Source organism: Stenotrophomonas sp. GL_111 (genome assembly GCF_057835245.1).
The window spans coordinates 3,011,243-3,033,833 of sequence record NZ_CM174421.1; the positions used below are offsets into that span (position 1 = coordinate 3,011,243).

General features: G+C 64.9%; 15 protein-coding genes. 9 read left to right on the plus strand and 6 right to left on the minus strand.

What is annotated here, in order from left to right; genetic code table 11:
• Positions 1-61 precede the first annotated feature (61 nt).
• A complete protein-coding gene (locus AC3IPM_RS13485; RefSeq protein ID WP_489300428.1) occupies positions 62-1,672 on the minus strand; it encodes a transglycosylase SLT domain-containing protein in 1,611 nt (536 codons plus the stop codon).
• Positions 1,673-1,808: 136 nt separating this feature from the next.
• Here AC3IPM_RS13485 and AC3IPM_RS13490 point away from each other — a divergent pair, with 136 nt between their 5' ends.
• Together AC3IPM_RS13490 and greB are read left to right on the plus strand one after the other, a co-directional pair.
• Positions 1,809-3,314, plus strand: coding sequence for a helicase HerA-like domain-containing protein (locus AC3IPM_RS13490; protein ID WP_489300430.1), 1,506 nt, complete (start codon positions 1,809-1,811; stop codon positions 3,312-3,314).
• A 31-nt stretch (positions 3,315-3,345) separates the two neighbouring features.
• A complete protein-coding gene (gene greB, locus AC3IPM_RS13495) occupies positions 3,346-3,852 on the plus strand; it encodes a transcription elongation factor GreB (protein ID WP_489300432.1) in 507 nt (168 codons plus the stop codon).
• A gap of 78 nt (positions 3,853-3,930) precedes the next feature.
• Here the strand turns inward: greB and AC3IPM_RS13500 are convergent, their stop codons facing one another.
• A complete protein-coding gene (locus AC3IPM_RS13500; protein ID WP_489300433.1) occupies positions 3,931-4,770 on the minus strand; it encodes a DUF3025 domain-containing protein in 840 nt (279 codons plus the stop codon).
• Positions 4,767-6,128 (minus strand): 30S ribosomal protein S12 methylthiotransferase RimO, encoded by a 1,362-nt coding sequence (rimO, locus tag AC3IPM_RS13505; protein WP_489300434.1) that lies wholly within the window; start codon positions 6,126-6,128, stop codon positions 4,767-4,769. Before rimO ends, AC3IPM_RS13500 begins: the two co-directional genes overlap by 4 nt.
• A gap of 178 nt (positions 6,129-6,306) precedes the next feature.
• On the opposite strand from rimO, the gene AC3IPM_RS13510 reads away from it, so the two are divergent.
• Genes AC3IPM_RS13510 through AC3IPM_RS13520 form a run of 3 tightly spaced genes read left to right on the plus strand, consistent with a single transcriptional unit; the run spans position 6,307 to position 7,583 of the window.
• On the plus strand, positions 6,307-6,981 hold the full coding sequence (locus AC3IPM_RS13510; RefSeq protein WP_489300435.1) for a dienelactone hydrolase family protein: 675 nt from the start codon (positions 6,307-6,309) through the stop codon (positions 6,979-6,981).
• Positions 6,978-7,400 (plus strand): HIT domain-containing protein, encoded by a 423-nt coding sequence (locus AC3IPM_RS13515; RefSeq protein WP_489300436.1) that lies wholly within the window; start codon positions 6,978-6,980, stop codon positions 7,398-7,400. Before AC3IPM_RS13510 ends, AC3IPM_RS13515 begins: the two co-directional genes overlap by 4 nt.
• Before the next feature lie 15 nt (positions 7,401-7,415).
• On the plus strand, positions 7,416-7,583 hold the full coding sequence (locus tag AC3IPM_RS13520) for a LiaI-LiaF-like domain-containing protein (RefSeq protein WP_489300437.1): 168 nt from the start codon (positions 7,416-7,418) through the stop codon (positions 7,581-7,583).
• Between the two features lie 117 nt (positions 7,584-7,700).
• On the opposite strand, the gene dcd is transcribed toward AC3IPM_RS13520, so the two are convergent.
• Positions 7,701-8,273, minus strand: coding sequence for a dCTP deaminase (dcd, locus tag AC3IPM_RS13525; RefSeq protein ID WP_489300439.1), 573 nt, complete (start codon positions 8,271-8,273; stop codon positions 7,701-7,703).
• 87 nt (positions 8,274-8,360) lie between these two features.
• Positions 8,361-9,218, minus strand: coding sequence for an iron-sulfur cluster carrier protein ApbC (gene apbC, locus AC3IPM_RS13530; protein ID WP_489300440.1), 858 nt, complete (start codon positions 9,216-9,218; stop codon positions 8,361-8,363).
• Between the two features lie 211 nt (positions 9,219-9,429).
• Here apbC and AC3IPM_RS13535 point away from each other — a divergent pair, with 211 nt between their 5' ends.
• The 3 genes from AC3IPM_RS13535 to AC3IPM_RS13545 all read left to right on the plus strand — a co-directional run bounded on the left by AC3IPM_RS13535 (position 9,430) and on the right by AC3IPM_RS13545 (position 17,519).
• The gene (locus tag AC3IPM_RS13535) at positions 9,430-12,243 is read left to right on the plus strand and encodes a TonB-dependent receptor domain-containing protein (RefSeq protein WP_489300441.1); all 2,814 of its coding nucleotides are present in this window, start codon (positions 9,430-9,432) and stop codon (positions 12,241-12,243) included.
• Between the two features lie 253 nt (positions 12,244-12,496).
• Positions 12,497-14,458 (plus strand): alpha/beta hydrolase family protein, encoded by a 1,962-nt coding sequence (locus AC3IPM_RS13540; RefSeq protein WP_489300442.1) that lies wholly within the window; start codon positions 12,497-12,499, stop codon positions 14,456-14,458.
• A 190-nt stretch (positions 14,459-14,648) separates the two neighbouring features.
• Complete coding sequence (locus AC3IPM_RS13545; protein WP_489300444.1) at positions 14,649-17,519, plus strand: TonB-dependent receptor plug domain-containing protein; 2,871 nt, start codon at positions 14,649-14,651, stop codon at positions 17,517-17,519.
• 114 nt (positions 17,520-17,633) lie between these two features.
• Here AC3IPM_RS13545 and AC3IPM_RS13550 read toward each other — a convergent pair whose 3' ends face one another.
• Positions 17,634-19,232, minus strand: a complete 1,599-nt coding sequence (locus AC3IPM_RS13550) for a phytoene desaturase family protein (protein WP_489300446.1) — start codon at positions 19,230-19,232, stop codon at positions 17,634-17,636.
• A gap of 337 nt (positions 19,233-19,569) precedes the next feature.
• On the opposite strand from AC3IPM_RS13550, the gene AC3IPM_RS13555 reads away from it, so the two are divergent.
• Positions 19,570-22,560, plus strand: a complete 2,991-nt coding sequence (locus AC3IPM_RS13555; RefSeq protein WP_489300447.1) for a TonB-dependent receptor plug domain-containing protein — start codon at positions 19,570-19,572, stop codon at positions 22,558-22,560.
• Positions 22,561-22,591: the final 31 nt, after the last annotated feature.

Here is a 22,591-nt window from a genome sequence, read left to right on the forward strand (position 1 = left end):
GTGCCTTGCAGCGCAGCGGCTGCGGGCGTGATGCCGGCAGCCTACTCCATTCCGGTGGCGCTTACTTGTCGCAGCCCTGCAGCTTCAGCACCTGGCCCTGCTTGAGCGCATAACCGGGTGCCTTCAGGCCGTTGGCCCGCGCCAGCTCGCGTACATCGCACTGGAACTTGTCGGCGATCCGGCCCAGGGTCTCGCCCTTGCCGACCTTGTGGCTGCGCACCGGCTTGGCCTTGGCCTTCGGCTTGGCCGCCGGTACCGCCACCGGCGCGCTCGGGGTCACCGCGGCCGCACTGGCCTGCACATCGGCCACCGGCACCACGCTGCCCACCGCCACGTTGCCGGTGTAGCTGGCCGCGCTGGGCCGCACGATCGCCGCGTTGAGGTCGGCGGTGATCAGGGTCCGCGCCAGATCCGCACGCGGGCCGCTGACGCAGTAGCGGTTGTACAGCCCGGCGATGCGGGTGGTGGCATTGATGGTGGTGCCGGCCGGAATCCAGCCGTCGGCCTCATAGCGCGGGTTGAGGTTGCGCAGCGCGCGCATGTAGCCGTCGCGGGTGCCCACGCTGCCCAGGCAGATGGTCAGTTCGTAGATCGTGGTCGACTTGGCCAGGCGGATCGTCGCCGGCTGCGCGTTGATCTTCGGGAACTCCACGCCGTACTGCTGCGGGTGCAGGTAGATCCACGCCGCGGCGATCACCATCGGCACGTAGTCCTTGGTTTCGGCCGGGAACTGGTTGTACACGCTGTCGGTCCAGAAGCCCTGCCCGGCGCTCTGCTTGAACACGCGCGCGGCCCGGCCCTCACCGCCGTTGTAACCGGCCAGCGACAGTTCCACGTTCTTGTTGAGCTCACGCATGCGCTCATTGAGGTAGGTGGCGCTGGCTTCAGCGGCACTGCGCGCGTCGAAGCGGGTGTCGAACCCGGTGCCGTCCGGGCCCAGCCCGAAGCGGCGACCGGTAGCGGGCATGAACTGCATCAGCCCGGCCGCACCGGCGCGCGAGGACGCATGCACGCGGCCATTGGATTCCTTGGCCATGATCCCGAACAGCAGCGCCTCGGGCAGGCCGCGCTTCTCCCACTCCGGCCACATCACCGCACGCAGGTTCTGGTAGTTCTCATAGGTGGTCATCAGCGCCGGACGCATGTCGGTCAGCCAGCGTCGGATGCCGGCCTGCACCGCCGGGTTGTACTCCACCATGCTGTCGAAGGCGTGGCGCTTGTCGTTCAACAGCGCTGCGGCGCGTGCCGCTTCGGGCACATCGGCGGCCAACGGGCCTACGTGGTCCGGGTCGGCTTCGAGCAGGCCACCGTCGCTGGCGATCTGGTCGCCCTCGCTGTCCTGGGTATCGGCCTGGTTCTTGAGCAGGCGCTTGTAGGTGGGCAGCAGGTTGCTGACCTGGCAGCCCTTCTGGGCCACACAGGCGCTGATCACGTCCTCCATGTCCTCCAGCGCCGCGTCGCCCTCGTTCTTGCCCTTCGGATCGGCGTTGTTGACCAGCACCAGCGCGGCGCTGTAACGCTTTTCGGCAGCGGTCATGCGCTGCTCCAGCGCCTCGATCTTCACCCGATCGCGCGCGGAGACGCGCTGGGCATGTGCCTCCGGCACGAAAGACACCATCGCAGCAAGCGCCAACAGCGGCCAACCACGGACAAGCAAGACAGGAACGGGCATTTTTGGCACTGTGTGCGAAAGATGGGGCAGAGTAGCCGCGCCGCTTGCATCGGGGCAACCCGGTCAGCCGGGCGAACCCCGCCGACGTTTAGAATCCTGCCCATTCACATAGCAAGCCCACACTAGCGAGTTGACCATGGATCCGATCCTGCTCGGCAAAGGCATCACCGACGATATCGCCGTGACCCTGCAACCCCGCCTTGGCAACCGCCATGGCCTGGTGGCCGGCGCCACCGGCACCGGCAAGACAGTCACCCTGATGACCCTGGCCGAGGGCTTCTCCCGGATCGGCGTGCCGGTATTCCTGGCCGATGTGAAGGGTGACGTGTCCGGCTTGGCTGTGCCCGGTGCGGGCACCGAGGCCCTGCTGCAGCGCGCCGCCGAGATCGGCGTGGCCGATTACGCCCCGGCGGCCAGCCCGACCATCTTCTGGGACCTGTACGGCAAGCTCGGCCACCCGGTGCGCACCACCGTCAGCGAGATGGGCCCCACTCTGCTGGCGCGCATCCTGGAACTCAACGAAACCCAGTCCGGCGTGCTCGACATCGTGTTCAAGCTGGCCGACGACCGCGGCCTGCTGCTGCTCGATCTGGACGATCTGCGCGCCCTGCTCGGCCTGGTGGTCGAGGAGCGCAAGGACATCTCCACCGAGTACGGCCTGGTCAGCGCGCAGACCGTGGCGGCGATCCAGCGCTCGCTGCTGCGCCTGTCGCAGGACGGCGGCGAAGCCTTCTTCGGCGAACCGGCCCTGGAGCTGGCCGACATCATGCGGGTCAATCACGACGGCCGTGGCGTGATCGGCATCCTGGCCGCCGACCAGCTGGTGCTCAAGCCCAAGCTGTATTCCACCTTCCTGCTGTGGCTGCTGTCGGAACTATTCGAAACGCTGCCCGAAGTGGGCGACCTGGACAAACCCAAGCTGGTCTTCATCTTCGACGAGGCCCACCTGCTGTTCGACGATGCGCCGCCGGCCCTGGTCCAGCGCATCGAACAGGTGGTGCGCCTGATCCGCTCCAAGGGCGTGGGCGTGTACTTCTGCTCGCAGTTCCCCGACGACGTGCCGGCCAACATCCTGGGCCAGCTGGGCAACCGCGTGCAGCACGCGCTGCGGGCGTTCACCCCGCGTGACCAGAAGGCAGTGAAGACCGCTGCTGAAACCTTCGTGACCAACCCCAAGCTCGACGTCGCCGCGGTACTGGCCAAACTGGGCACCGGCGAGGCCTTGGTGTCCACCCTGCAGGACAAGGGCATCCCCTCGCCCGTGCAGCAGACCCAGATCGCGCCGCCGCGCTGCCGGATGGGCGCCATCACCGAGGCCGAACGTGCGCAGGTGCGCGCCGGCAGCCCGGTCGGCAGCCGCTACGACACCGCGATCAACCGCGAATCGGCGGCCGAACTGCTGGCCCAGCGCGCGCAGAAGACCGTCGAACAGGCCGCTGCGCCTGCCGCACGGACCCGCGAGCAGGACGAGCAGCAGGAAGGCGGTTTCGGGCAGTCGATCAAGGACGCCATCTTCGGCACCAAGCGCCGCCAGGGCATGATTGAAACCATGGCCAAGCAGACCACCCGCACCGTCGGCACGCGCCTGGGCAACCAGATCGTGCGCGGCCTGCTCGGCGGCATCTTCGGCGGCAAGCGCTGAGCGCGCCCGCCTTTACAGACAAGAAGACCTGATGTCGCGTTGGCGTCCCCCCGCGGAAAAAAGTACGGCCCTGATCACCGCACAGGGCCACCAGCGGCTGAAGACCGAGCTGGATGAACTGTGGCGGCACAAGCGCCCGGAAGTGGTGAAGGCGCTGGCCGCCGCTGCCGCCGAGGGCGACCGCTCGGAGAATGCCGAGTACACCTACCGCAAGAAGCAGCTGGGCGAGATTGACCGCCGTGTGCGCTACCTGACCAAGCGGCTGGAAGCGCTGCGCGTGGTCGACACCACGCCCAGCGATCCGCGGGCGGTGTTCTTCGGGGCCTGGGTGGAACTGGAGAACGTGGACAGCGGCGACACCAGCCGCTACCGCATCGTCGGCCCGGATGAGACCGACGCCGGCGCGGGCTGGATCAGCATCGATTCGCCGCTGGCGCGCGCGTTGTTGAAGAAGCGCGTGGATGACGAGTTCGAGGTCGAACTGCCCAGCGGCCGGCATGGGTTTGCCATCCTGGCGGTGGAATACACCGGCGGGTAGCGCCACGCCCTGCGTGGTTGCGCGGTGCTGCCGTGGTGATGGGTGCGCGATTGGGGGGCAGCCACGCATGGCGTGGCTCTACCTGGGGATCGCGGAGGGGTAGCTGCGTCCGTCGCGTCGCGGGCGGAAATACGCCACTTGCTGGTAGAAAGCCGCGTCCTGGGTGGCATGCCACCCGGGAATCCCGGCCAGCGGCAGCGGCCGCAGTTCCAGCGGATCGCACAGCACGTCGCCGGCGCTGATCGCGCGTGCAACCGCCGCGATGCAATCGGCATCGTCGTCCCCGTGCACCACCAGGCACTTGCCTACCAGCAAACGTTCCGGCAGCAACGTCTGCTCCATCAGCGCATGGCCGATCACCGCGGCAACCGCAATATCGCCCCTGTGCCAGTGCGCCGCGCCATCGACAAACAGTGCTGCCCACGCATGCCGATCCCAGGCCGCCAGCAGCGCCGGATCGCGCACGCGCACGATCAGCCCACTCTCATCGAACTGGGTCAGCGCGGCCTGCGCGCGATTGCGTTGGTCAGGCCCCTGGCGCTCGATATGCAGGCACTGGCGCGCGTTGAGCGCGTGTTTGATGGCCGGATGGCGCGCCCATACCAACGCATTGAACAGGTCATGCCAATTGCAGGCGCGCGTGGCGATCTGTCCACGCTCGGCAATACGCCGCTCGTAGTGCAGGCCATCGGCGAGCAACGCCTCGTCCTGGGTGACCAGCTGCTTGCCCGGCAATGCGAGTTGCGAATTGAGCGCGGCGACGGAGGGCCACGCCGCCGCGGTCAGCAGCGCACGGTACGCCGCCACGTCGGCGAATACGGGGTGCGCAAAGCACCCGGGCGCCACCGCCTCACGCGACGGCGCAATGAAGCGACGGTGGCGGCCACCGGTATCGGCCGCCGCCACCGCAGGGGTCACAGCACGCTGAGCTCGATCGTCTTGCCGGCCGGCACCACGATCGCATCCCCGTAGAGGTCATGCTCGTCGCTCTCGGTGATCTCGACATCGACGAACTGGCCCACGCGCAGGCGCGCTTCGTCGGCGTTCTGGATATGCACCAGGCCGTCGATCTCCGGCGCATCGGCCTTCGAACGCGCCACCGCGATGCCATCCTCGATCGCATCGACCAGGCACTGCTGCACGGTGCCGATCTTGGCTTCCAGCCGCGCCGCGGAGATTTCCGCCTGGCGGGCCATGAAGCGCGCCAGGCGCTCCTGCTTCACTTCTTCGGGCACTGCATCGGGCAGGTCGTTGGCCGTCGCACCGGTCACCGGCGAGTAGGCGAATGCGCCCACGCGGTCCAGCTGCGCCTCGTCCAGGAAGCTCAGCAGTTCCTCGAACTCGGCATCGGTCTCGCCGGGGAAGCCGACGATGAAGGTCGAACGCACGGTGATGTCCGGGCACAGCTGGCGCCAGCGCTGCACGCGCTCCAGGGTCTTGTCGACCGCACCGGGGCGCTTCATCAGCTTGAGGATGCGCGGGCTGGCGTGCTGGAACGGGATGTCCAGGTACGGCAGGATCCGGTTCTCGGCCATCAGCGGCACGATCTCGTCCACGTGCGGGTACGGGTACACGTAGTGCATGCGGGTCCAGGCATCCAGTTCGGACAGGCCTTCGCACAGCGCCTTGAGTCGGGTCTGGTAGGCCTTGTCGCGCCACATGCGCTCGGCGTACTTGACGTCCACGCCATAGGCCGAGGTGTCCTGGGACACCACCAGCAGCTCCTTCACCCCGCCGCGCACCAGCCGCTCGGCTTCGCGCAGCACTTCATCGACCGGGCGCGAGACCAGCTTGCCGCGCATCGAGGGAATGATGCAGAAGCTGCACTTGTGGTTGCAGCCTTCGGAAATCTTCAGGTACGCGTAGTGGCGCGGGGTCAGCTTGATGCCGTAGTCGGGCACCAGGTCCACGAACGGGTCGTGCTTGGGCGGCAGCGCCAGGTGCACGGCCTCCATCACGCTCTGGTAGTCCTGCGGTCCGGACACCGCCAGCACATTCGGGTAGGCCTCGCGGATCTGCTCCGGGCGCTTGCCCAGGCAGCCGGTGACGATCACCTTGCCGTTGGCGCTCATCGCCTCGCCGATCGCATCCAGCGATTCGGTCACCGCCGAATCGATGAAGCCGCAGGTGTTGACCACCACCACGTCGGCCGCATCGTAGGAAGGCACGATGTCGTAGCCCTCGGACCGCAGCTGGGTGAGGATGCGCTCGGAATCGACGAGGGCCTTCGGGCAGCCAAGGCTGACGAAGCCGACTTTGGGGTTCAGCTGGGACATGGATCGCAAAGACTCTGGGGGCCTGGGCCCATGCCGGAATGGCGTGGGGACCTGGGGCCGGAAACGGCGGCAAGTATACCGGCGTTGCGGGCCGGGCCCTGAATCGGATCGCCGCTGACACCCCGCTAACCCACACCCGGCCGATAATGAATGCCTGAATCAACAGGAGTCTCGCACCATGGGTGAGTGGGTCACGCTCGATACGCATCACGGTCCGGTCCGCGCCTGGCAGGCAACGCCGGACGGCAAGCCTCGCGGGGGGCTGGTGGTGATCCAGGAGATCTTCGGCGCCAATCCGCATATCCGCGAGGTGGCCGACGGCTTTGCCGCGCAGGGCTATGCGGTGCTGGCGCCGTCGTTCTTCGATCTGGCCGACACGGGCCGCGGCCCGCACCCGCTGCAGCTGGCCTATGACGCCGATGGGGTCGCCCAGGGGCGTGCCCTGGTCGATGCACTGGGCGTGGAGAAGGCACTGGAAATCGTCCGCGCGGCCGCCTCGAAACTGGCCCCGGCCGGCAAGGTCGGCACTGTGGGCTACTGCTGGGGCGGCAGCATCGCCCTGCTCTCGGCGCTGCGGCTGGGCCTGCCCTCGGTGAGCTACTACGGCGCGCGCAACGTGCAGTTCCTGGACGAGACGCCCAAGGCCGCGGTGATGTTCCACTTCGGTGCACAGGACAAGAGCATCCCGCCGGAGGCGATCAAGGCCCATCGCGAGAAGCTGCCGCAGATGGCCACCTTCGTCTACCCCGCCGACCACGCCTTCAACCGCAGCGTCGGACATGCGTATGATCCAGACAGCGCCACCCTGGCGCTGGAACGCACCCTGGACTTCTTTGCGGAGCATCTTGGATGAGCGAGTTCGAACTGGATTCACGCCTGGCCACCGACAGCGTACTGGTAGCAGAAGGGCCGTTATCGCAAGTGCGGTTGATGAATGACGAACGTTACCCCTGGTTGATCCTGGTGCCCCGCCTAGCCGGGGTGAGCGAGTGGATCGAACTGGACGGCGAGCAGCAGGACAAGCTGCGCACCGAATTGAACCGGGCCTGCAAGGCGCTCAAGGGCACCGACGGCGTGGAGAAGATCAATATCGGCGCGCTCGGCAACATCGTGCGCCAGCTGCATTTCCATGTGATCGGCCGCCACGTGGGCGATCCGGCCTGGCCGGGTCCGGTCTGGGGCCAGGGCCAGGCACACCGCTACGACCCGCAGGTGCTGGCCGAACGTGTCGCCGTCTGGAAGGAACGGCTAGGATATTCGCCCCACCCCTAGCGGACCTCGCCCCTGATGCGCTCCAACCTCATCGCCGCCATCGTCCTGATCATCGTTGGCCTGTTCCTGCTCGCCAGCAACCTGGGCTGGACCAACATGAACATGGGTCGGTTGATCCTCACCTGGTGGCCGGTGATCCTGGTCGCGGTCGGCATCGGGTTGTTGTTCGGCCGCGGCAAGTAAGCCCCGCCGCTGGCCAACCCACTGGTGACATGAAAAAAGCGCGGAGCAGTCCGCGCTTTTTTCTTGTACACGTTGTCGAGAGCGCTGCCGAGCATGCCGCGGCGCAACCCGCTGCACTCAGGTGCGCGGCAGGGTCACGCCGGTCTGGCCCTGGTACTTGCCGCCGCGGTCCTTGTAGGAGGTCTCGCAGATGTCGTCCTTGTCGGCCTGGAAGAACAGCATCTGCGCCACGCCTTCATTGGCGTAGATGCGCGCCGGCAGTGGCGTGGTGTTGCTGAATTCCAGGGTGACGTGGCCTTCCCACTCCGGCTCCAGCGGGGTCACGTTGACGATGATGCCGCAGCGCGCGTAAGTGCTCTTGCCCAGGCACACCACCAGGGTGTCGCGCGGGATGCGGAAGTACTCCACGGTGCGCGCCAGCGCGAAGCTGTTCGGCGGAATGATGCACTCATCGCCCACGATGTCGACAAAGCTGCCGGGATCGAAATGCTTGGGGTCCACGATGGTGGAGTTGATGTTGGTGAACACCTTGAACTCGCGCGAGCAGCGCACGTCGTAGCCGTAGCTGGAGGTCCCGTAGCTGACGATGCGCTGGCCATTGGCCTGCTTGACCTGGCCGGCTTCAAACGGCTCGATCATGGCGTGCTGTTCGGCCATCTGGCGGATCCAGCGGTCACTCTTGATGCTCATGCTCTGTCCTGGGGGATGCGGGGGGACGGTGGCGCCCGGGGCACGATTCTAGCAGTGCACCGGGCCCAGGCCAGCGGGCCGCCGCCGTTACAGCAGCGAGGACAGGATCGGGATGCTGGCGCGCGGGCGCTTGGCCATTTCCTCGACCAGCCGCTGCGCGGCACGCAGATACGCCTGGGCGGCCGGCGAGTCGGGCGCGGCGGCGACGATCGGGGTACCGGCGTCACCCTGCTCGCGGATGCTGATCTCCAGCGGCAGCGAGCCCAGCAGCGGCACGCCGTACTGCGCTGCCATGCGCTCACCGCCACCCTCACCGAACAGGTGCTCGATGTGGCCGCAGTTGCTGCAGGTATGTACGGCCATGTTCTCCACGATGCCCAGCACCGGCACCTCGACTTTCTCGAACATCTTCAGCGCCTTCTTCGCATCCAGCGTGGCGATGTCCTGCGGCGTGGTGACGATCACCGCACCGGCCAGCGGAATCTTCTGGGTGAGGGTCAGCTGGATGTCGCCGGTACCCGGCGGCAGGTCGATCAGCAGGTAGTCCAGGTCGTCCCAGAGCGTGTCGTTGAAGAACTGGGTCATGGCCGAGGTGGCCATCGGGCCACGCCAGATCATCGGCGTCTCCTCCTCGATCAGGTACCCGATCGACATGGTGTCCACGCCGAAGGCACGCATCGGTTCGATCGACTTGTTGTCCGGGCTTTCCGGACGCCCGGAAAGGCCGAGCATCGCCGGCACGCTGGGGCCATAGATGTCGGCATCGAGCAGGCCGACGCGGGCACCGAGTTTGGCCAGTGCCACCGCCAGGTTCACGGCGGTGGTGGACTTGCCTACCCCGCCCTTGCCCGAGCCCACGGCAATCACGTTGCGGGCGCGCGGATGCGGGGACAAACCCTTCTGCACCTGGCTGGCATGGGGACGACGCGACTGGCTGCTGCTCACTGCATGGACTCCGCAAAAACTGCTCGACTGAACCCAACACTATACAACCTTGATGGGGGCTGACTGAAATTCCCAATTGCTACGAATCCATGCAATTTTCGTTAAGTTCATGTTACGTTCGATGCGCACTACGTTGAGCGTTCTTCGTGCATTCCGGGAGGGATTCATTGGCGTCGGTGCTCTTTCTGTAATTGGCTCTTTGGACTATTTAATGAACTCACGTAATACCGCTCGACGCAGCACGCTCGCAGTTGCTCTTCTCTCCGCCCTGATCGCCACCGCAGCCGCTCCGGCCATGGCACAGGAAAAGGCCACGACGCTCGACAAAGTCACCGTCACCGGCTCGCTGATCCCGCAGACCGACATCGAAACCCAGACCCCGGTGATGTCGATCAGCGCGCAGGACATCCAGACCCGCGGTTTCACCAGCGTGGCCGAAGTCCTGCAGCAATCCTCGATGACCACCGGCGGCCTGCAGGGCGGCCAGACCTCGGCATCGTTCACCCAGGGTGCTGAAGCGGCCGGCATGTTCGGCCTCAACCCGGGTTACACCAAATACCTGATCAACGGTCGCCCGATGATGTCGTACCCGGCGCTGTACAACGGCGGCGATACGTTCAACAACATCAGCGGCATTCCGATTGACATCGTCGACCGCATCGAAATCCTGCCGGGTGGCCAGTCCTCCCTGTACGGTTCGGATGCGATCGCCGGCGTGGTCAACATCATCCTGAAGGAACGCATGGACGGTGGCACCATGACCATCCGTGGCGGCACCTACACGGAAGGTGGTGGCAACAACATCCGCTTCAGCGGCGCGCATGGTTTCAGCGCCCTGGACGACCGCTTCAATGCACTGGTCAACGTGCAGATCGAGTCGAGCAACCCGATCTGGGGCTACCAGCGCGACCTGACCCGCACCACCAACGCGCACGGCTACACCGCGCAGGTGCCGAGCAATGACTTCGCCGTCATCGATGCCGATACCAACCGCCTGTACATGCGCGATGCGACCAACTGCGCCGGCGTGGCTGGCCAGTTCGGCGGCACTACCGTGCTGGGCACCCGTGCCACCGGCCAGTCGTGCGGCTCGATCTACAGCGCCGGCTACAAGACCCTGAAGAACGGCAAGGACAGCGGCCAGGTCTATTCGGCGCTGACCTTCGACGTCAACGACAACCTGCAGCTGTTCGCCGACCTGCTGTACAGCAAGGAAAAGACCGAGTACACCTCCGGCTCGTCCTACCTGTGGTGGGGCACCAAGAGCACCATGGGCGGCTTCTACGACCAGGGCATCGGCAAGGTGGTCAACCTGCAGCGCTCGTTCGCGCCGGAAGACATCGGCGGCCAGGGCTACAAGGACGTGCTCAACAGCGATGAGAGCCGTTCCTACCAGGTGACCCTGGGTGCCAAGGGCATGTTCGGCAACTGGGATTACAGCGCCAGCTTCACCCGCGGTGAGTACAAGCTCACCGAGAACAAGTTCATGCGCTGGAAGGACCCGATCAACAACTACTTCGCCGAGCACGTGCTGGGCGCGCAGTTGGGGACCTACACCCACCCGACCACCGGCCAGCAGTTCGGCATCTACAACCCGAACTACGACGCGTTCTACTCGCAGATCTCGCCGGAAGATTTCGCCAGCTTCACCGGCTACGCCAACAACCACAGCCGCACCTGGCAGAACCTGGGCCGCGTGCAGATCACCAACGGCGCGCTGTTCTCGCTGCCGGGCGGTGATGCCGGCTTCGCCGTTGTCGCCGAAGGTGGCAGCGAAGGTTGGGATTACTCGCCCGACCAGCGCCTGCTTGATGGCCAGGCATGGGGCTCCTCGGCCGTGGCCGGCAATGGCCACCGCAGCAACTATGCGGTGACCTCCGAGCTGCGCATGCCGGTGCTGGAATCGCTGACCGTGACCGCGTCGGGCCGCTATGACGCCTTCAAGGTTGGCGGCAACACCATCGACAAGCCGACCTACAGCCTGGGCCTGGAATACCGTCCGATCGACAGCCTGCTGTTCCGCGGCAAGTACGGCACCGCGTTCCGCGCGCCGACCCTGTCCGATGCGTTCCAGGGCCGCAGTGGCTACTACGCCGCCAACTCGACCGACTACTTCCGTTGCGGCGAGCTGGGCTACGGCCCGGGCAACACCGCCGACTGCCGTTACGATGCCAACGTGTCGGTGTACTCCGAGCGCGCCGGCAACCCGGACCTGGAAGCCATCACCGCCGACGTCTGGAATGCAGGCTTCGTGTGGGCACCGATGCCGACCCTGTCGCTGGCCGTGGACTACTACAACTGGAAGATCGAGAACGAAGTCGATACGGCCAGCCCGGACCAGCTGCTGCTGGCCGAGTACTACTGCCGCAACGGCCTGCCGAACGCTTCCTCGGCCAGCTGCCAGAACGTCTCCGACTGGGTCGTGCGTGACAACGCCGGCAACCTGAAGAGCCTGTACACCCCGAAGATGAACGTCGCGCGCCAGAACCTGCAGGCCGTGACCGCCAGCTTCAAGTACCTGCAGGACATCGGCCGCTTCGGCGCGCTGCAGTTCTCGGGCAACTACACCAACATGCTCAAGCGTGAAGTGCAGTCGCAGCCGGGTGAGGACTTCCAGGACCTGCTGGGCAACCCGAAGGCGATGTGGAACTACGACAACTACGCCAAGGTTCGCGCCGACGCGTCGGTGGCGTGGTCGCTGGGCCAGTTCACCACCACCGCCTATGCCAACTACATCGGCAAGACGCCGAACTACCTGGCTGGCGTCAACGGCTACGGCTACACCCATGCCGCATCGGGCCAGCAGTCGGGCAAGTGGGGTTCCTACACCACGTACAACCTGAGCGTGAACTATCGCGCCCAGGAAGACCTGACCCTGTCGGTGATGGTCAACAACGTGTTCAACAAGATGCCCGACCAGGCCCATGGCTACCAGGGCACCTCGGGGGCGCCGTACAACACCGCGTTCTACAGCGTCTACGGCCGTGCCATCTACGCCCAGATGAAGTACGACTTCGGCAAGTAATTGCCGGCGTGTTGAAGTGACAGGAGGGCCCCGCTTCGGCGGGGCCTTTTTTGTGGCTGCGACCCGCCACACCCCGACACATCCCGTACAGCCCCCTTCGCGCCATGTTGACGACACCCCGACGTTCGTTCATCTTTTCGTCATCTTCGATGTCTTCCGACCGCGCAAAGGACTCCACGCAATGGAAATTCGTCACCGTCACCAGCTGGGCAGGATCGCCCTCGCCCTCGCCTCCCTGAGTTGCAGCCCTTTGATGGCAGCCCCCTTGCCCGTGGATGATTTCGCCAAGATTCCGGCCATCCAGTCGGTCACCATGAGCCCGGACGGCAAGCAGCTGGTCGCGATCATCGCCGCCCCCGGCAGCAATAACGGGGACACCGCGCTGGCAAACTGGAACATGGACAACCTTGCCGCCGGTCCGGTCGCGATCACCCCGTCCGGTGATCGCATGAAGTTCATTGCCGCCAGTGCGTTGAAGGCCGGCAGGAATCTGGTCATCGGCCGCCAGGAACTCACCGCGCAGCTGGCCGGCTGCGGAGAAGGCAATTCCGTGGGCTCCACCAAGACGTTCCTGACCAAGGCTTACCTGACCGATGCCAGCCAGGCGAAGTTCGACGAGGCCTTCGCCGACAACACCCGTAAACTCGGTATCGGCGAGCAGACCCAGCGTTGCCTGGAGATCGCCGGCACCGCGTCTCTGGTCCACGCGCTGCCACTGGACCCGGATCGGGTCATCATTTCCCAGCTCAACCAGACCACGCTGTCAGCAAACTACTACCTGTTCAACCTGAAGACCGGCCAGACCGAACTGCTGTTCCGCGGTGGTGCCCGCTCGGCGCCCGGCCTGTTCCATCCGCGCAATGGCGAGCTGCTGACCCGCAGCCAGATCGAGCCGTCCGGCTCGAACGAGTACGAACAGCAGATCCTGATCAAGAACAAGTCCACGGGGCAGTTCGAGAAGCACGACCCGTTGACCACGAAGCTGACCGACCGCTATGAGATGGAGATCGTCGGCATCGACGACAAGAGCGGCAAACTGTATGTGCTTACCGACAAGTTCTCCGAGCAGGTGCAGGCCCGGCAGTACGATCCGGCAACGCGCACCTTCGACAGCGAACCCCTGGCTGCGCATCCGCAGTACCCGATCGGCGGCCTGATCCTCGGCACCCGGCCAAGCAACTTCAACCAGGTCCTGGGTTTCTACGTGGATGGCGCGCGCCGCGAGGCGGTCTACGTGGACCCGCAGATGAAGGCGCTGCATGACGGGCTCAAGCAGGCCTATCCCGGCAAGTATGTCGCCATCACCGGCTACAACGATGACCTCTCACGCGTGCTGTTCACCACCAGCAGCGCCAGCACGCCGCCCACCTACTTTGTACTGAGCGACAGGAAGAACGTCACCACGCTTGGCAGCGAGCGGCCCTGGGTCGACAGCAAGCAGATCGGCGAACAGCGCTGGGTCAGTTACACCGCGCGTGATGGCCGCAAGATCCCGGCCATCCTCGACCTTCCCGTCGGCTGGAAGGAAGGCGATGCCGCGATTCCCGCACTCGTTCACCCGCATGGCGGCCCGTGGGCGCGCGACTACACCGGCTGGGACGTCTCGGGCTGGGTGCCGTTCTTCACCTCGCGCGGCTATGCCGTGATCCGCCCCCAGTACCGGGGATCGACCGGCTTCGGTCGTGAGCACTGGATGGCCGGCGACAAACAGTGGGGCCTGGCCATGCAGGACGACAATGATGACGCGGCCGCCTGGCTGGTCCAGCAGGGCATCGCTTCAAAGGATCGCATCGCCATCTTTGGCTACTCCTATGGCGGCTTTGCCGCCGCCGCCGCCACCGTTCGCAGCCCATCGCCCTTCCAGTGCGCCATTGCCGGCGCACCGGTAACCGACCTGGCACGGCTGGGCGTGTCCTGGAGCGAAAACCGCCTCCAGCGCATCCTGCAGGGACAGACGGTAAAGGGCATGGATCCGATGCAGAACACCGCAAAGGCGACCATTCCGGTGCTGCTGTACGTGGGCGACCGCGATGTGCGCACCCCGGCCTTCCATGCACGCGGGTTCTACAACGCCGTGCAGGGCAAGGTACCGGCCAAGTTCGAGCTCATCCCTGACATGCCGCACAGCATGCCGTGGTACCCGAGCCACTACCGCGCGACGCTGCCGCTGATGGCCGACTTCCTGGCCAAGGACTGCGGGCCCGGCGGCATCTGAACGCGGCCGAGTGACCCGAAAGACCCATCGAAACCCCCGTCGGCCTTGTCCGGCGGGGGTTTTTCCCATTTAACAAGTGAATCAACCCCTAACACCGCAACATTAAATTTCTACGATGTTCATATTGCATTTACATTTTTACGCACATAGACTCGGTTAACCGAAGCATAACAAACGGGGATCCAACAGCATGCGCATCGAAAACCGCCTCATTTCGCCAAGCCGCCTTCCGCTAGCCCTCGCAGTTCTCGCATGTCTGCAGGCAGTGCCGGCCCTGGCCCAGGAATCAACACAGCAGGAAGCGGCGGCGTCAAGCACCTCCAGCGGCACCCAGCGCGCCACTGACCTTGACAAGGTAACCGTCACCGGCTCGCTCATCCGCCGAGCGGACTACGAGACCGCCTCCCCCATCTTCACCATCGACACCGAGCGCAATGCCGCGCAGGGTCAGGTGAACATCGGCGAATTCCTGCAGCGCTCCGCGATCGGCGCGTCTGAAACCCAGATCACCAATCAGTTCGGTGGTTACGTGGTGGACGGCGGCACCGGCGTCCAGACCTTCTCGCTGCGTGGCCTGGGTGCCAATCGCACCCTGATCCTGCTTGATGGCCAGCGCCCCGGCCCTGCCGGTACACGAGGTGCCGTTGGCGCGTTCGATCTCAACGTGCTGCCGACCGCGATCCTCCAGCGCGCCGAGATCGTGAAGGATGGCTCGTCCTCCATTTACGGCTCCGATGCCGTGGCAGGTGTCGTCAACCTGATCACCAAGAAGAATTTCGAACGCCCGGAACTCGTCGTGACCGGTCGCGTGCCCACCGAGGGCGGCGGCGAAGTGTTCGCCGGCTCACTGGCCAATGGCTGGACCTTTGAACGCGGCAGTGTCGTCGCCGCTGTCGAATGGTATCGGCAGAACGAACTGACCCGTGGCGATCGCGACTTCTTCAAATGCAGCCAGGACCTGATCAAGGATGCCGATGGCAACCGTATCGACCGTCAGGATCGCTCGATCCTCGCCGGCACCGAGCTGGGCGGCTGCACCAACATGCTGCACAACGTGATCGATGAGTACGACTCCCCGATCCGCTACGTGCCTTCGGCTGATGGCAGCACTGTCGGCCCGTTCCCGGGTTATCGGCCGCGCGCCAACCAGACCTACGCCAACGGCAATCCGGTGGCGTTCTACCAGGAACCGAACAATTTCGCAGCGTGGGGCAAGGGTCACATCATCAACCGCCAGGAGCGCAAGTCCGCGTATCTGGCCACTGATTTCGGCTTCGATTCGTTCAACTGGAAGACCCAGTTCCTTTACAACAACCGCAAGACCGAGAACTTCCAGTGGCGCCAGTTCTTCCCGGTGGTGGAAGCACCCGGCACGACCAATGGCTACGCGCAGCCGGTGATGCCGTTCAAGTCGTCCTCCAGCGTCGACGTTGACTACTTCTACTTCGCCAACAAGCTGGACGGCATGTTCAAGGGCACCGATTCGTGGGGCTGGGAAGTCAATGCGAATTACAGCCGCTCCAGTGGCAAGTACAGCAGCCTGGGCATCCGCAACTCGATCACCGGCGACCTGACCAATCCGGACGCGGGTGAGACGCCGGCGGCGAACTACTTCGACCCGGGCTACCTGAATGGCTCCAAGGTCGATGAGCTGGTCGATATCCTGGGCATCATGGCCACAGGCAAGACCACCTACGACCAGACCACCATCAATGCCGTATTCACCGGTGAACTGTTCGACTTGCCGGCCGGCCCGCTGGGCACCGCGATTGGCCTGGAGTACCGCAACTACAAGATCAACGACCAGCCGGGCGCGGCATACAAGGATCTGTGGGGCGCTTCGACCGCCGATGTGACCAAGGGCGAAGACAAGGTCAAGGAAGCCTTCCTCGAACTGGATATCCCGCTGATCAAGGGCGTCACCGGCATCGAGTCGCTGACGGCCAACGCATCGGGCCGTATCTTCAAGTATGACTCGGTCGATGGCAGCGACAAGGTGTGGAAGTTCGGCCTGAACTGGCAGATCATCCCGTCGCTGCGTCTGCGCGGTACGTTGGGCACCTCTTACCGGGCCCCGGGCCTGTACGAGCTGTATCTGGGCAACCAGACCGGCTTCCAGAGCCAGACCGCGATCGATCCCTGCATCCGCTGGGGTGAGAGCAACAACACCAACCTCCGCGCCAACTGCGGCGCTGCCGGCATTCCCGACACCTATACCGGTGCCGGCTCCAGTGCCACGGTGTTCACCAGCGGCGGCGCGGGCCAGCTGAAGCCGGAAACCTCGCGCGCCAAGAGCGCAGGTATCGTCTTCACGCCGTCGTTCACCGATCTGAGCATCGCGATCGATTACTTCGACTACAAGATCATGGGGCAGATCACGGCGCTGGGTGCCGACGACATCGTCAGCGGCTGCTACTCCTCCTCCACCTACCCGAACCGCTACTGCGACCTGATGAAGCGCAACCCGACCACCGGTCCGGATGCGAACATGATCACGGAGATCTACGCGCAGTACCTGAACATCAACCAGCAGCGCACCCGCGGCTGGGACATGACGGTGAACTGGGAGAAGGAGTTCAGCTTCGGCAAGTTCGAGCTCGATTCGCAGGTTACCTACACGGTCGAGGATGTCGCGCAGCTCTTTGATACCGCCGAAGCCAGCGGCCTGTCGGCCTCCGACCAGCTGGGTTACATCGGCCGTCCGGACCTGGTTGGCAACCTCGGCCTGAGCCTGACCCGAGGCGACTGGACCTACAACTGGCTGGCCCAGTACATCGCAGAGACCAAGAACAAGGATCTGGACGAGAAGTTCACCTACCAGGGGCGTCCGAATTCCTATCGCGACATCACCGCCGAATCGCGCGTTTACCACACCGCATCGATCAGCTATGAGCAGGCGGACTGGGAAATCCTGGCGGGCGTATCGAATGTATTCAACGCAAAGCCGCCGCTGGTTTCCACTGGCGTCATTTCCACCCGTTACGGCAACACCCATCCGTTTGCCACCCAGTACGACTACTACGGGCGTACGCCGTTCGTGCGCTTGAAGTATCGCTTCTGATCGCAATGCGGACGTAGAACAGATGAGGGGCGGCAGCGATGCCGCCCCTTTTTGTTTGTAGCGGCCTGTTACCCATACCGGCTACGCCTTGGAGACGCCGCTCGCCGGCCCCGCTCAATCGCCCAGGATGACCTTGGCCGCGTTGTGCCCCGGCGCACCGGTCACACCGCCCCCTGGATGGGTGCCCGCACCGCACAGATACAATCCCGGCAGCGCACCGCGATAGTGCGCCTGACCCAGCATCGGGCGTGCACTGAACAGCTGATTGAGGCTGAGTGCACCGTGGAAGATGTCGCCGCCGATCAAGCCGAAGGTACGCTCCAGGTCCAGCGGACTGAGCACCTGCCGCTCCAGTACCGACGCGGCGAATCCGGGCGCATGCCGATCCACCGTGGCGATCATCAGGTCGGCCACTTCCTCACGATGGTCATCCCAGCTGCGCCCGTCGGAAAGCTGCGGCGCCACGTGCTGGCAGAACAGGCTGGCCACGTGCTGGCCGGGCGGTGCCAGGGTGTCATCCAGCGTGCTGGGTATCAGCAGCTCCACCACCGGCTGCTGCGACCACCCATGCGTGCGCGCATCCGACCAGGCGCGGTCCATGTACGCCAGCGATGGCGCAATGATGATCCCGGCGGTGAGGTGGTCGCCGGGCTGCGGCAACACGGTGAACGCCGGAAGTTCCGACAGTGCCACGTTCATGCGGAACGTACCGGATCCACAGCGCCAGTTCGCCATCCGCTCCCGGGTAGGCGCCGGCACCTGTTCCGGCGCCAGCAACTGTTCGTAGAGCAGCTTGGGGTTGACGTTGGCGACCACCGCGCGGGCACGGATCTGCTCGCCGGCCAGCGTCTCCACACCTACCACCTGCCCCGCCTCGACCAGCACCTGGCGCACCCCGGCATCCGTGTGGATGTGCGCGCCCGCGGCCTGCGCCGAGCGCGCCATCGCCTGGGTGATCGCGCCCATACCGCCAATCGCATGCCCCCAGGCCCCCTTCACTCCATTGCTCTCGCCAAACGCGTGGTGCAGCAGCACGTAGGCCGTACCCGGCGCATACGGGCTGGCGTAGTTGCCGACGATGCCGTCGAAGCCGAACAAGGCCTTGATCGGCTCACTTTCAAACCAACGCTCCAGATATTCGGCGGCGGAGATCGTGAACAGATCCAGCAGTTCCTGGCGCAGCGCCGGCGACAGCGCATGCAGTTGCCGCCCCAGCCGCCCGGCCCGCCACAACTCGGGGAGCATCTGCAGCCAGCCGCCCTCGGTGACATTGGGCGGCGGCTGCAGCGCCACGGCCCGGAGCACATCGGCGAACACACCCAGCCGCTGCTCGTACAGCGGCAGACGCTCGGCATCGCGCGTCGAGAATCGTGCAACTTCGGCCTGGGTGATGCCGTTGCCGGCCAGCAGGTACTGCCCATCGTCCAACGGCAGGAAATTGTTGATCCGGCGCGGCACCACGCGTAGTCCGTGCGCGGCCAGATCAAGGTCGGTGATCACCTTGGGCTGCAGCAGCGAGACCGTATAGGACGCCACCGAGTTGCGGAAACCGGGATGGAACTCCTCGGTGACCGCCGCTCCGCCAACCACGCCACGGCGCTCCAGTACCAGCACACGGCGTCCGGCACGGGCCAGATAGGCGGCGCAGACCAGTCCGTTGTGGCCACCACCAATGATGACCGCATCCCAGGTCTGCGCAGAGAATTTTCCCATGGCCGATGTATACACCGACCCGCCGCTGATCGTCTCACCCCTTCCCGGCATGCAGCCTGACACCCGGTGAAATCACTCATCGCGCAAATTGAGACCAATACCCGCATTCATGCACCACTCATAAAGATCCTGTCGAAAACGCATGAACATGGGCAAGGCCTTGTATTTATTGCACTTTATTGACAAGGCAGGTGGATTTTCGTTCATATAGCCCCATGCAATATGCACTTCTCGTTAAGCCCATGTTAGGTTTGGGTGAATTCAGAACGGACTCTGAACTACACCAAAACGGCCGCAATGGAACAGGCCGAACTACTTGATCAGGGGATCCATCGAGATGACCAACCACCACACCCGTCCGCTGCGCCACCCGTTGACCTCCGCCCTGCTTGTCGGCCTGCTGGCTGCCAGCGCAGCACCGGCCTTCGCACAGAGCGCCGCACCGGCCGACGCGATCGACCTGGACAAGGTCACCGTGACCGGCTCGCGCATCGCGCGTACCGGCTTTGTGACGCCCTCCCCGGTGACAGCGATCACCGCCGAGGAAATCCGTGCCACCGGCGCCAACAACATCGGCGACCTGATGACCCGCCTGCCGGCACTGACCCCGACCTATACGCTGGGCAACTCCACCCGCTTCATCGGCACCGCCGGTGTGGGCCTGATGGATCTGCGTGGCATGGGCACCTCGCGCACGCTGGTGCTGGTCAATGGCCGCCGCCATGTCGGCGCGACCTCCGGTTCGGCCGCGGTCGACGTCAACACCATCCCGGTGGAATGGATCGAGCGCGTTGAAGTGATCACCGGTGGTGCCTCGGCCGTGTATGGCGCCGATGCCGTGGCCGGCGTGGTCAACTTCATCATGAAGAAGTCCTTCGACGGCGCTGAAGTCCGCGCCCAGACCGGCATGGCCGATGAGGGCGGCTTCAACCGCTCGTTCGTCAGCGCCTCGGCCGGCACCGATTTCGCCAATGGCCGCGGCAACGCCGCCATCGCACTGGAATACAGCAAGCAGGACCGTTTCGTGCGTAGCGACCGCGCGATCGGCAAGGAATTCCTGGTCTCGGTACCGAATCCGAACTACGACCGCAGCCGGCCGTCCAGCGAAAGCAACCCGGAAACCATCCTCAACGGTCCGGGTGGCAACCACTCCATCTCCTTCGGCGGTACCTTCACCCTGGGTGCCTTCTCGCCCGCCAACAAGGCCACCTGGGGCAACCGTTACCAGTTCAACCCGGACGGCACCTACCGCCCGCAGCGTTATGACGGCTTGATGCCCAGCACCACCAGCTGCACCAACTGCGACTTCGCCGACCTCAACTCGGTGGCCGACCTGCAGCCGGCGTTCGACCGCAAGAGCGTCAACACGGTCGTCAACTTCGACCTGAGCGACAACCACCGCCTGTACTTCGAAGGCAAGTACACCGAGACCGAATCGGACTTCCTGGCCCAGCCGTCGTTCGACCAGACCCTGCGCATCCAGCGTGACAACGCCTACGTCAGCCCGCAGCTGCGTGCGCTGATGGCCGCCAATGGCGCCACCCAGCTGACCCTGAGCCGCTTCAACGTGGATGCCGGCCAGCGCGGTGAGCACGTGGAACGCAATACCCAGCGCTTCGTGCTCGGCCTGGAAGGCAATCTGACCGAGAACTGGACCTACGACGTGTACGGCAACTGGGGCCAGAGCGAAGTCAAGCGCTGGAACCTCAACAACCGCATCAACGAGCGTTGGCAGGCCGGTCTGGACACCGTGGTCGACCCGGCCAGCGGCAAGATTGTCTGCCGTACCACCCTCAATCCGCTGGCGACCAACCCGAACAACGGCAACCGCGTGTACTCCCAGTTCGCACGCGAAGGCTGCGTGCCGTTCTCGGTGTTCGGCAACGGCGCAGTCACCGAGGCCGCCCGCAACTGGATGAACGTCGATTCGTTCAACTACTCGCGCCTGCAGCAGTCGGTGTTCAGCGCCTCGCTGGCCAATGGTTCGCTGTTCAGCCTGCCGGCCGGTGACGTCGGTGTCGCCGCCGGTGTCGAGTACCGCCGCGAAAAGAGCCGCGAAATCACCGATCCGCTGGCGGCACAGGGCCTGACCTTCCTCAACGCCATTCCCAACCGCATGGGCAAGTACGACGTGCGTGAAGTGTTCGTGGAAACCACGGTGCCGCTGTTGGCCGACATTCCCGGCATCTACAACCTGACCATGGATGCTGCCGGCCGCTGGTCGGACTACAGCAGCATCGGCAAGACCACCACCTGGAAGGTGGGCCTGGACTGGACCATCATCCCCAGCCTGCGTGCCCGCGGCACCTTGTCCCAGGCGGTGCGCGCACCGAGCATCGGTGAGCTGTACAACCCGCAGAGCGAGAACTTCGCCACCGTCAACGACCCCTGCAACTACCTGGGGACCAACTCCAACCGTCCCAGCACGGCGGCCGACCCGGCGCTGCGCCAGGCCAACTGCACGGCGATGGGCGTACCGGTGGGCTGGATCGACACCTACACCGCAACCCGTCCGGGCGTCAGCGGCGGCAACCCGGACCTGAAGCCGGAACGCGCACGCAGCTTCACCTACGGCTTCGTCTGGCAGCCGGAGTTCCTGGAAGGCTTCGGCATGTCCGTCGACTACTGGTGGATCAGCCTGAAGGACGCGATCGGTGCGGTCTCCGCGCAGACCAATGCGACCCGTTGCGTGGATTCCCCGGGGGGCATCAACAACAAGTTCTGCGGCTTCATCGAGCGTGCCCCGGCCGGCGGCAAGACCGATGCTGGCGGCCGCACGTTCCCGGAACATTCGATCAGCCGCTGGGTTGCGCTGAACGAGAATCTGGCCCGTTCGCGCCGCGTCGGCGTGGATCTGGAAATGGACTATCGCTTCAAGATCGCCGAGGGCGACACCGTGGTCCGCCTGGTCGGTACCCGTCTGCTGCAGTCGCGTGAATGGGCCTTCCAGGACTTCCCCAACGAGTACGACGAGAACGTCACCTGGGTGACCGACCCGCGCTGGCGTGGTGCCCTGCAGACCAAGTACGCGCTGGGCCAGTGGCGTGCTTCGTGGGACCTGAACTACGTCAGCAGCAACCTGCGCGTGCAGCCCAAGAGCTACCAGTCCAACCCGGGCCAGACCAGCCCGATCCGCAACGGCTCGTTCGTGTACCACAGCTTCCAGGCGGGCTACCGCTTCCCGGGCAACAAGATCGACGTCTACCTGGGCATGGACAACGTGTTCGACAAGGATCCGCCGGTGAACTACTTCGGTTCGGACGTGGGTTCGGCGATGTATGACAACATCGGCCGCTACATGTACATGGGTGCCACCTACAAGTTCTGATCCGTCAGGACCGGAAGCCCCCCCGCAGACC